This window comes from Fulvivirga sedimenti (assembly GCF_020328055.1).
Genome location: NZ_JAIXNE010000004.1, coordinates 1,121,462 through 1,133,047 on the forward strand (window position 1 = coordinate 1,121,462; position 11,586 = coordinate 1,133,047).

The window sequence follows — 11,586 nt, forward strand, 5'->3', positions numbered from 1 at the left end:
CTTTAGCGACGATGAAAGCCCGCCTGCTAATAAAAGTAAAATGTTATGAAGGGTACAAATGAAAATGCCCGCCTTCGCTTCTATCGAAGCATATGAAAGGAGCATTAACAGTGGAGTCCCTCCGCCGTAGCCCGAAGAAGCGACGTGCAGACATAAGAAAGCCCGCCTTCGCTCCTTTCGGAGCTTCGGCGGGCGGAGGTGGAGCTAGTGGGAGTCGAACCCACGACCTCTTGACTGCCAGTCAAGCACTCTAGCCAGCTGAGCTATAGCCCCAAAGGGATTGCAAATATATAAAATAAACCTCCATAAAATAATCGGAAACCTACAATTTTACGACTCAGATTTCCGGCCGGAAATCCTCAACGGTAACTCTTCCCTTATCGATCATCACAAAACTCGATTCGGGGATTTCCTCCCAGAATTCCCGCAAGTCACCCAGCGGTTCGGATACAATCGCACGCGCGTCATCTGAAAAGCGCGCCAGGTCGGGGTTGATCTTTTTCATCGCCTCAATGCTCGTGCTGTGGTAGAGGCTTCTTGACTTACGCTCACTGGAATACCGCACCGCCATCAGCCGCTCTCCGTCACTGATCCCCAGGGTCATCTGAATAGTCTTGCCCTGCCCGTTCCTTCGGCCCAGGTCCTCTGCAAAACCGGCCATCACCTGTAGTGCCTGCTTGGGATTCTTTTCCAAACCAAAGGTTATCGCCAGGTAAAACAACAGCTCCGAATCGGTTGTGCCATGAATGAGATAATACAGATCCGGATCAATGGTAAATGCCATATCCCTTTTAAGTTTTTCAAACCCATAGATCACACCATTATGAACCATCATCCAGTTCTTGTAGTGAAACGGATGACAATTGGTCTTCTGAATCGGGGTGCCGGTGGTGGCACGCACATGGGCTAAAAAAAGGGGGGACTTGATATGCCGGCTCAGGACTGCCAAATTATGATCATTCCATGCAGGCTCTATAGACTTAAACACTCCGGGCTCCGGCTGATCGTCGTACCACCCAACGCCAAAACCGTCACCATTCGTAGGCTCAGCTCCTTCCTTGGATAGTAAACTTTGATGAATAAGGGAGTTGGTCGGTTTGAATAAAAGATCATCCAGTAAAATCGGACTGCCAGTATAGCCTAACCATCGACACATAGCTGAATCTAGAAAAAATAGCGCTTTGAATCAAACTAAATCGTTGATTTCATTCCGGTATCATCCAAGGGTATATGCTCAGTATGCAACAGGCGCCGGCCTATATCTGAATTGAAATGCCATTCCGGATCGTACTTCTGTTTTACCTTCATCCATTCCCCGTAATTTGGATACATTTTTCTGAACATATCCATATCAAGAAACGCATCCTTGCCCAGGTAAATCCTGCCTCCTGCGTCCAGTACCATCTCGTCCAGGCGTTTCGTAAAAGGCTCAAGCTGATCGGTTATAGGAAAATCAATAGCGAATGTATAACCTTTCATTGGGAACGAAAGCGGACCCCCGGAAGCCTCCCCAAACTTCTTCAAAACGTTTAAAAATGGCTTGCAGTCGCTTTCAGTGATCTCTTTCATGATCCGGCGCACACTTTCGCGTCCGCCCTCCTCAGGAACGACAAACTGGTACTGAATAAACCCACGTTTTCCATACCCTTTGTTCCATTCATTGATCGCGTCCAGCGGAAACAGGAAGCTGTCGTAATGGGTAAAGGGCTTTCCATGGCTCTGCAAATAATGCAGTACACTGTTCAAAACACTGATGGTAAGTTTATTCAGGGTAAAAGAAGGTAAATAAACCGGCACCGTAATTTTTGGTTTGGCTCCCACTGCAAGGGGATCTTTTTGAAGCTTTGGAGGCAATTCATCAAACCGGGCTTCATTCCCCACCGTAAGCACACCCCGCCCCAGGTTTTTTCCCTTCGCCAGTGAATCGATCCAGGCGACCGAATGACGGTACGTTTGCTCCGTCTCGTCAAGCGCATCCATCATCTCCTCAAGATTTCTTGCTACAATCGCCTTCTGTGAAAAATATGTGGTTTCAACTTTCCGAAGTTTCAACGTTACCGTCAGAATCGCACCCAACAGACCCAGTCCGCCGAAATTAGCCCAGAAAAGGTCGTCATTTTCCTCGCGGCTGGCCGTAAGAACCCGCCCGTCGGCCAGCATGATCGTGAACTCAATCACACTATTTACAAATGATCCGTCAGCATGATGCGCCTTCCCGTGAATATCATTGGCAATAGCCCCGCCCAGTGTCACATATTTCGTTCCCGGATTGATCATTGTAAACCATCCCCGGGGGGCAAAGACATTAATTATTTCAGCAAGTGTGACACCAGCCTGCGCTGTAAGAATACCGGTTCCAGGATCAAAAGAAATGAACCGGTTCATTTTCTCCATCTTCAGCACCAGCTCACCGTTATTGGTAGCCTGATCTGCATAACTCCTCCCCTTCCCCCGTGAAATCAGCGAACCGTTTTTCAACGCACGGGAAACATCACCTTCATCATGAGCAAAGGCAATTTTACCCCGCACCATCGGAATATTTCCCCATCCTGACAGATATTCTTCCTTAAGATCGCTCATTTCATGATCGCTTGTTTCTGCACCTAAATATACGCAATTCATGCGTCAAGTAACCGGCAAAAGCAACCCTGAAACTTCCACAAACAGGAGTCTTCCATGTTTAAAGAATTCTTTTTATTAGATTTATCAGGAATGAGATTTTACACACTTGTTGCATTTGTACTTTCAGGCATTCTTCTGGTCGCCTGCAACCAAAGAAGCGCGTATACCAACGATCCGGAAACAATCGCAAAAGGAAGAAAACTTTTCGAAATGCAATGCGCGTCCTGTCACAACTTCCGACAAACCGGAATTGGACCCGCCCTTGGCGGTATAACGACAGTAGTATCGGACGAATGGCTTCAACGCTTCATCCGGAATCCGGCCAGGATGATCTCCGGCGGGGATAACCGGGCCGTTGCCGCATTTGAAAAATTTAATACCTACATGCCGTCTTTTGAGACCCTATCGGATGCCGACCTGAAAGCCATCCTGGCCTATATGCACACTTATCCGGATAAGCCGAATTCAACAGCAGCTGCTGGTCTTCAGCCCCTGGACGATCCCATTCCTCAAAAAATTCCGGAATCCGGTATTATTCTCATTTTGAAAGAAGTACTTACGGCTCCTCCAACAGCCAAAAATCCACCCGTGGCGCGCATCAATAAAATGATCCCGGAATCAGGCCGGCAGTTCATTTCCGACCTGAATGGAATTCTGTATGAAATAAAGGACCAGCAATGGATTCCGTTCCTGAAGATGGAGGATTACTTCGAACATTTCATTGCCCAGCCCGGACTGGCCACCGGCCTGGGAAGCTTTGCCTTTCACCCTGAATATGACCAAAACGGAATCTTCTATACCAGTCATACCGAGGATCCGAAGACATCTGCACCCGCTGATTTCAGTTATACAGATACCATTCCGAGAACAGTGCGTTGGGTGCTCGACGAATGGAAACACGATGATCCAACATCCTCTGTTTTTAGTGGCACACACGGAGAGCTTATGCGCATTGATATGGTGAGCCAGATCCACGGAATGCAGGAAATCGCCTTTAATCCCCATGCCAATCCGGGCGATCAAGACTATGGTTTGATGTACATCGGAATTGGCGATGGCGGCGCAGTTGAAAACGGGTATGCATTCCTGGTTCAAAATCAGCAGCAGCCGTGGGGCACCATCCTTCGAATTGATCCCGCAGGTAATAACAGTATGAATGGGCATTATGGCATTCCTTCTTCTAACCCAGATAAATCAGAGGTTTATGCACTGGGATTTCGCAATCCGCACCGGATCTTCTGGGATGCTGACGGCAGGATGCTGGCTTCCGACATCGGGCATACCAATATCGAAGAGCTCAACATCATTGAAAAAGGAAGGAATTATGGCTGGCCGGAACGGGAAGGAACCTTCCGCCTGTTTAAAAATGAAAGCATGGATAAGGTATATTCACTTGAGACCGACGATGCCGGTTTTGGATTCACCTACCCAGTGATTCAGGTTGACCACGACGAAATTGCCGCCATCTCCAGCGGATACATTTATTACGGTAAGCAGATTCCGGAAATTGAGGGATACTATCTTTTTGGAGGCATTATAAACGGACGCGTATTTTTATCCGATGCGTCTGATTTTAAGCAGGGTAAGCAGTCAGCGGTTTCCGAGGTTCAGCTTCAATTTGATGACGGAAATATTTCCTCATTCCGTGAGCGCCTGGGCAAGGCCAGGGTAGATCTGCGGTTCGGCATGGATGCCGCCGGTGAATTATACATCCTCACAAAGGCCGACGGGAAGGTGTATCAGATCACAGGAATTAAAAAATCAATTTAATCGATGGGTCTTCGGGCGTGAAGGAATCGTTTGGCGTAATATGACGTCCCCAGGCTGCTTTCGATCACACCCAAAGAGGAACTGCTGTGAATAAACCAGACTTCACCCTTTTTAATGGTAGTTACCAGTCCGACATGCGTCACCTTCTTTCGGCTGCGACCCGTGGCAAAAAATACGAGGTCGCCTGGTTTAATGTCCTCTTTTTTCACTTTCTGGCCCACTTCACTCTGCGCCGCAGAAGTGCGCGGCAACTGATAGTCAATACTCGCGAAAGCATTGCATAACAAACCGCTGCAATCCATTCCCGATCGTGTGGTACCTCCCCATTTATAGGGCGTGCCTGTGTAACTCCGGGCTGTTTGGATAACGGTATCCACCCGGGTATCGGTTTTTGCTGTTTTTTTCGAAGATGCGCACGAGGAAATCAGCGATGCGATCAGTAAAAAATACCATCCTATTCGGTGCATGGTGTTAGAATTAAAAAATACGATCATGAAACGCGTATTTAAATTACCATTATCTTTTTAACAATGTCAAAAAGAATTTAATTTTCCACTTCACATTAGAACCATCCCGCTTTGTCAATAACACTGGAATCATTAGGAGAACGTCTGCAGGGCCAATTGTATTATGACGACACCATGCGGAAACTGTACGCAACCGATGCCTCGGCATACAGGGAACTGCCACTGGCGGTTGCGATCCCTGAAAATGCAGAAGATATCCGGCAGCTAATCAGCTACGCAATCGAAGCAAAAACCAGCCTGATCCCGCGCACAGCAGGTACATCACTGGCCGGACAGGTCGTGGGCAACGGTATTGTGGTGGATGTTTCAAAAAACTTTACCAAAATCGTCGAACATAACAGCGTGGAACAGTGGGTACGGGTTCAGCCCGGGGTGATCCGTGACGAACTCAACATGTATCTCGAGTCTCATGGGTTTCTGTTCGGACCGGAAACCTCAACAGCCAACCGTGCCATGATCGGCGGCATGATCGGGAATAATTCATGCGGATCCAACAGCATCGTCTATGGAAGTACACGGGACCACTTGATGGAGGTTCACGGATTTCTCAGTGATGGCTCTGAAGTGGTATTCGGTGAACTGACACTCGATGAATTCAGTGAAAAATGCAGTCTGAAAACACTGGAGGGAGAAATTTACCGCCAGATACGGGATATGCTGAGCAACCCTGAAAACCGGGCGAACATTGACAGTAACTATCCCAAGCCGACGATCCACAGGCGGAACACCGGCTATGCCATTGATATGCTGAAGGACCTTGAGCCGTTCATAGAGAACGGGGGAAAATTCAACTTTTGCAAACTCATCGCCGGCTCCGAAGGAACCCTCATGTTCATTACCGAGGCCAAACTGCGTATCAATCCCTTGCCTCCCCCGGTTTCAGGGCTTCTGTGCGCGCATTTTGAATCCATTCATGACGCCTTGCTTGGAAACCTGGAAGCAATCCGCTACGAGCCCTATGCTTCTGAACTGATGGATCACTATATCCTGGAATGCACCAAGGGTAATATCCAGTACCGGCAGAACCGGTTCTTCCTGCAGGGCGACCCGAAAGCGATCCTGGTGGTGGAGCTGCGCGGGTCCACGCTCGAAGAAGTGGAGAAAAAAGCGGCTGGGCTTGTCGCAGATCTGAAGGCGAAAAACCTGGGCTATCACTTTCCGCTGGTGACGGGTGAAGACACGAAAAGGGTATGGTCACTCCGGAAAGCCGGACTCGGACTGCTGAGCAATATTCCGGGCGATGCCAAACCTGTTCCCGTCATCGAGGATACTGCCGTGGATGTTCAGGACCTGCCGGCCTATATCGACGAGTTTAATGAAACGCTGAAAAAATACAATCTCTTTTGCGTTCACTATGCGCATGCCGGTTCCGGGGAACTTCATTTACGCCCGATCCTGGATCTGAAGACCCAGGAAGGCAATCGCATGTTCCGTGTGATACTGGAAGAAATTGCGGCGCTCGTAAAAAAATACAAGGGCTCCCTTAGCGGAGAGCACGGCGACGGCAGGCTTCGGGGTGAATTTATTCCGTTTATGATCGGGGATGCAAATTTTGCCCTACTGAAAGATATCAAGGCTGCCTGGGATCCTAAAAACATTTTTAATCCGGGCAAGATCGTGCATACCCCTGCCATGAATGAACAGCTTCGTTATACGCCTGGTCAGCTGACGCCCGAGTTTCATACTATTTTTAATTTCGACACCTATCATGGGATCGTTCGTTCAGCAGAGCTGTGCAATGGTTCCGGTGATTGCCGGAAGACGCACCTGAGCGGGGGGACCATGTGCCCGTCCTACATGGCCACAAAAAATGAAATGGATACAACACGGGCACGGGCCAATATTCTCCGGGAGGTTTTAACGAATTCAAAGCGTGAAAACCCCTTCGACAGTGAGGAGATCAAGGCCGTTATGGATCTTTGTCTTTCCTGCAAAGGATGCAAGTCGGAATGCCCGTCGAACGTCGATATCGGAAAGATGAAAGCTGAATGGCAGTACCAGTACTACAAGAGCCACGGTATTCCATTTCGCACAAAAATGATCGCCCAATTCACGTCAAATAATCGTAAAGCTTCCAAAGTAGCGGGATTATATAACACGTTTGTAGCGGGCGGACTCACCGGAAAGCTGGCTAAATCAATTATGGGAATTGCACCTCAGCGTTCGATGCCAAAGCTTCACAAGGTCACCCTGCGAAAATGGGCAGAAAAGAATCTGGCACAGCTGCAGCCGAAACATCCGAAAAGAACGGTTTACCTGTTTTGCGATGAATTCACCGATTATAATGATACTCCCATTGGAATTACAGCCATTAAATTACTCACGGAGCTGGGGTACGCGGTTAAAATGGCAGATCATGAGGAAAGCGGCCGGACGTTCTTTTCCAAGGGTATGCTTGATGAGGCCAAAGCCATTGCTGTAGAAAATGTACGCCTGTTCTCCGAGCTCATTTCGGATAAGGTGCCGCTCATTGGTATTGAACCCTCGGCGATCCTCTCATTCCGCGATGAATATCCTGAAATCGTTGGTGAATCCCTTCAGGCACGCGCTAAAATTTTAGCAGAATGCAGTTTTATGATCGATGAATTCCTTGCTGAGGAAATTGCGGCAGGACGGATTCAGTCGGATCAGTTCACCACAGAGAAGGCGCGCATTCGCCTCCACGGCCATTGCCATCAGAAAGCCCTGTCATCGGTCGTGCCGACGAAGAAAATTTTATCGCTGCCAGTAAATTACGAAGTATTGATGATCCCTTCAGGCTGTTGCGGGATGGCAGGATCATTCGGATACGAAAAGGAGCACTATGACGTTTCAATGCAGATTGGCGAGCTTGTTCTCTTCCCTGCAGTTCGTGCGGAAGAATCTACGACGATCATTGCAGCACCGGGAACCAGCTGCCGCCACCAAATCATGGACGGTACGGGCAGATCAGCCAAACATCCGGTAGAAGTTCTTTACGAAGCCCTGAAAAAATAATTCTATGTGCGGTATTACCGGAATTTACGCGTTTAACATGATAGGCAGGGTAAGCATGATCCATCTTGCGAAAGCCACACAAGTGCTGGATCACCGCGGACCCGACTTCCAGAATACCGTGCATGATGAAGCTGTTGGCCTGGGTCACCGAAGACTTTCCATCATTGACACAACGCCTGATGCCAATCAGCCCATGACGGATCCAAGCGGCCGGTATACCCTGATTTTTAATGGCGAAATCTTCAATTTCAGTCAGCTTCGTCAGGAGCTGGAGGCCCGGGGTATAACCTTCAGAAGTCTCAGTGATACGGAGGTATTGCTTCATCTGCTGATCCTGGAGGGAAGTGAAGCACTGAATAAACTCAATGGCTTTTTCGCCTTTGCCCTTTACGACCGCCGGCAGAAATCCATATTCATGGCCCGCGACCGCATGGGCATCAAGCCGCTGTATTATTTTTCCGACAATGACAGGTTTCTCTTCGCGTCGGAAATGAAATCCATCCTGGCCTATGGGATCGAAAAGCAACTGGATTTCGAGGCGCTGCATACCTACCTTCAGCTGAATTACATTCCTGCGCCACGAACCATTATGAAAGGCGTGAAAAAAATGCTCCCCGGGGAATCCATTTACATCGATGCGAATATCTTTGAAAAGAAAATATGGTATACACCTCCCCGCTATAATGAAAAGCCTGCATCGGAAGGTTATGAGGACCAGCAGAAACAGCTGGCTACGTTACTCGAAGATGCTGTACTGAAACGCCTCGTGTCGGATGTTCCGCTCGGGTCTTTCCTGAGTGGTGGGATTGACAGCTCGGTAATCGCCACATTCGCTGCACGGCACAAACCCGGGCTGCATACATTTTCCATCGGGTACAGGGATGAGCCATTTTTCGATGAAACCAATTATGCGCAGCTGGTGGCTAAAAAAATAGGAAGTCAGCACCATGTTTTCTCCCTTACCAACAGTGACCTCTACCGGCACGTTCACGAAATTCTGGATGGCATCGATGAACCCTTCGCCGATTCATCTGCGATTGCTGTAAACATACTTTCACGAGAGACCCGAAAGCATGCTACCGTAGCCTTGTCGGGCGATGGGGCTGACGAGCTATTCGGCGGATACAATAAACACGCCGCCTTTCAACGGATAATCGAAGGTGGCGGGGCAGTAAGAGCAGCAGCAGCCCTGGAGCCACTCTGGCATATCCTCCCAAAATCGAGAAATAACAAACTCACCAACCTTTTCCGACAACTGGACAGACTCGGCGAAGGCATGAAGCTCTCACCAAAAGACCGTTATTGGCGTTGGGCTGGCTATGCACGGGAAAGCGAGGCATTTGCTTTGCTTTCTGCTAATTCAAAGGAAAAATTCGACGCGGACAATTACAATAAATTACGATCAGCATTACTTGAAAATATCCCGGGGCACAACGCCACACTTAACGACTTCCTCTATGCAGACCTGCGGCTGGTGCTGCCGGATGATATGTTAACCAAGGTTGACCGGATGTCAATGGCGCATGCATTGGAGGTTCGCGTGCCGTTTCTGGATCATCGTGTTGTTGAATTTGCCAACAGTCTTCCTGTTTCATCAAAAATAAACGGAGGGATACGAAAGCGGATCGTACAGGATACTTTCAGGGAAATACTGCCGGAAGAATTATATAACCGGCCTAAAAAGGGATTTGAGGTACCATTACTGAAGTGGCTTCGAACGGATATGCGATCCATCATTGAAGATGACCTCCTTGCAGATTCCTGGCTCAGGGAGCAGGGCATTTTCAACCCGGAGAAGGTTCATAAGCTGAGAAAGAAACTATACTCATCAGACCCCGGTGATACGCATGCGCGTATCTGGGGCCTGGTGGTTTTTCAATGGTGGTATAAGCGATATTTTATCTAAAGATCAGTTCGCCTGGAAATAGCGCACATAATCGACGATCATCTCTTGTGGAAATTGTGTGGACGCATTCGGTGATCCGGGCCAGTTTCCGCCAACTGCCACATTGAAGATCATGTAAAACTCACCTTTCAGTTCGCTTAATCCTGATGGTGAAATATCAATCACATGATATTCCACTCCGTCGAGATACCAACGGATGAAAGTTTCATCCCAGGTGATGGAAAAAACATGGAACTGATCTGCAAAGACCCCGCTGGACAGGCTTACTTCCCCTCCGTAATTGGCATAATTGCCATTATTATCCCAGTGAACCGTTCCGTGAACAGTATTGTCTTTACCGGCACCGCCGCCTACCATTTCCATGATATCGATCTCGCCACAGGAAGGCCAGCCTACGTCATCGATATTGGTTCCGAGCATCCAGAGTGCGGGCCACATTCCCTGGCCTCTGGGAAGTACCGCGCGAATATCGATTCGGCCGTACTGAAATGTTTGTGCGTCTTTGGTAATAATTTTTGATGAGGTATAATTCTTTCCTCCGAATGATTCCTGCTTTGCAGTGATCCGTAGGAATCCGTCGGCCACCAGCGTATTTTCGCTCTTATAATATTCCAGCTCATTATTGCCCCAGCCACAGAGATCAGGGCATCCATCCCCAATATCATAGGTCCAGTCATCTGAAAGCGCATCTCCGTTGAATTCATCACGCCATACAAGGGTATAGCCATCATAGCTTTCGGGAGATTCATATCCCAGCTCTGTCGGGTCAGGTAAGGTAATGGAGACATCCCTGGTTGTGGAGATGAAGGATGATTCTGATGAATGTGCCTGAACCGTTACTTCGAAATCCCCTGAGCTGATATAAGTATGCTCAATAGTACCGGTTGAGTTCTGAACGATCGATGGTGAATCCCCGAAATTGAATTTATAATAACTGGCATTCGTCGCGGTTGCGACCACCTGGATCAGGCCCGGAGTATCCGGATTTGGAGTAATGCTTACTGTCAGGTTCGACGGCGGCATTGCATTATCTGAACCGTCATCACCTCCACAGGAAGCAAAAAACAATCCGGTAATAATCAGTGACATGGTAAACATACCCTTTGAAAATTGACGTATCTGCATTGTATTGATATTTTTTTAATAGACGTACCTGATTTCTATACACAAGCAATGATGTCTCATATTCCTTCAGGTTTTAGCCTTTTAAGATAAACATAACTATGGAAATATTTGATATTCAGTGATAAAACATCAGTCGGCCTGCCACAAATGAAGCATGACTACTTTTCCTTCCCTGAAAAAGACAAGAATGCGATATTCAGTATCTGTATCGATTGCACAAACGAGGTGCGGTCGAGGATCTCCGTAAACTGAAATCGGCTGGGGATCTGCACAGAATTCGGGAAACAACCTTGCAATATCAGCAATGGTCGTACTTCCGGTAATTTCAAAAATACCAATATTGAAAGTGGTGACCTGTTCATCAAAAACAACTGACCGGAGAACACAATCTGTTTCAAGCCCCCGGGATTGGGTATTATTACCAGAAAAATAGTCGAAATCCGTTTCGCCAATATAGATCACAGAATCCGACAATGTCGAATTCTCATAAATATCAAGAGCAACGACGCTGTCGATCCGGAATGTTTTCTCAAGATCGCTGCGATTGCAGTAAACGGGAATTTGGCCATTGATCAGCAGCGATTCAAGACGAACATTCTGGGAGAATACCGAGGTAACGGCAAGAAAAATGAATGTTGCTGCAAGTTGAAATTTCATTCT

Annotated in this window: 8 protein-coding genes and 1 tRNA gene; 3 read left to right on the forward strand and 6 right to left on the reverse strand. The window is 47.9% G+C overall.

Features of this window, described 5'->3' with window-relative positions:
* Nucleotides 1–199: 199 nt before the first annotated feature.
* The 3 genes from LDX50_RS22975 to LDX50_RS22985 form a co-directional block, all read right to left on the reverse strand.
* Nucleotides 200–273: transfer RNA gene (locus LDX50_RS22975), tRNA-Ala, on the reverse strand.
* A 64-nt stretch (nucleotides 274–337) separates the two neighbouring features.
* Nucleotides 338–1,156 carry a class II glutamine amidotransferase gene (locus LDX50_RS22980; protein WP_225698553.1) on the reverse strand — a complete coding sequence of 273 codons (819 nt, stop codon included), beginning with the start codon at nucleotides 1,154–1,156 and terminating at the stop codon, nucleotides 338–340.
* A 35-nt stretch (nucleotides 1,157–1,191) separates the two neighbouring features.
* Nucleotides 1,192–2,580: an FAD-binding oxidoreductase gene (locus LDX50_RS22985; RefSeq protein WP_225698554.1), complete on the reverse strand. Its 1,389-nt coding sequence runs from the start codon at nucleotides 2,578–2,580 to the stop codon at nucleotides 1,192–1,194.
* A 132-nt stretch (nucleotides 2,581–2,712) separates the two neighbouring features.
* Here LDX50_RS22985 and LDX50_RS22990 point away from each other — a divergent pair, with 132 nt between their 5' ends.
* On the forward strand, nucleotides 2,713–4,392 hold the full coding sequence (locus tag LDX50_RS22990; RefSeq protein ID WP_225698555.1) for a PQQ-dependent sugar dehydrogenase: 1,680 nt from the start codon (nucleotides 2,713–2,715) through the stop codon (nucleotides 4,390–4,392).
* Here LDX50_RS22990 and LDX50_RS22995 read toward each other — a convergent pair.
* The gene (locus LDX50_RS22995; RefSeq protein ID WP_225698556.1) at nucleotides 4,389–4,859 is read right to left on the reverse strand and encodes a C40 family peptidase; all 471 of its coding nucleotides are present in this window, start codon (nucleotides 4,857–4,859) and stop codon (nucleotides 4,389–4,391) included. The genes LDX50_RS22990 and LDX50_RS22995 overlap by 4 nt on opposite strands.
* Before the next feature lie 111 nt (nucleotides 4,860–4,970).
* Here LDX50_RS22995 and LDX50_RS23000 point away from each other — a divergent pair, with 111 nt between their 5' ends.
* Both LDX50_RS23000 and asnB read left to right on the forward strand, forming a co-directional pair.
* A complete protein-coding gene (locus LDX50_RS23000; protein ID WP_225698557.1) occupies nucleotides 4,971–7,895 on the forward strand; it encodes an FAD-binding and (Fe-S)-binding domain-containing protein in 2,925 nt (974 codons plus the stop codon).
* 4 nt (nucleotides 7,896–7,899) lie between these two features.
* Nucleotides 7,900–9,801, forward strand: coding sequence for an asparagine synthase (glutamine-hydrolyzing) (asnB, locus tag LDX50_RS23005; RefSeq protein ID WP_225698558.1), 1,902 nt, complete (start codon nucleotides 7,900–7,902; stop codon nucleotides 9,799–9,801).
* A gap of 3 nt (nucleotides 9,802–9,804) precedes the next feature.
* On the opposite strand, the gene LDX50_RS23010 is transcribed toward asnB, so the two are convergent.
* Together LDX50_RS23010 and LDX50_RS23015 are read right to left on the reverse strand one after the other, a co-directional pair.
* Nucleotides 9,805–10,926 carry a glycoside hydrolase family 16 protein gene (locus LDX50_RS23010; RefSeq protein WP_225698559.1) on the reverse strand — a complete coding sequence of 374 codons (1,122 nt, stop codon included), beginning with the start codon at nucleotides 10,924–10,926 and terminating at the stop codon, nucleotides 9,805–9,807.
* A 129-nt stretch (nucleotides 10,927–11,055) separates the two neighbouring features.
* A complete protein-coding gene (locus LDX50_RS23015; protein ID WP_225698560.1) occupies nucleotides 11,056–11,583 on the reverse strand; it encodes a hypothetical protein in 528 nt (175 codons plus the stop codon).
* Nucleotides 11,584–11,586: the final 3 nt, after the last annotated feature.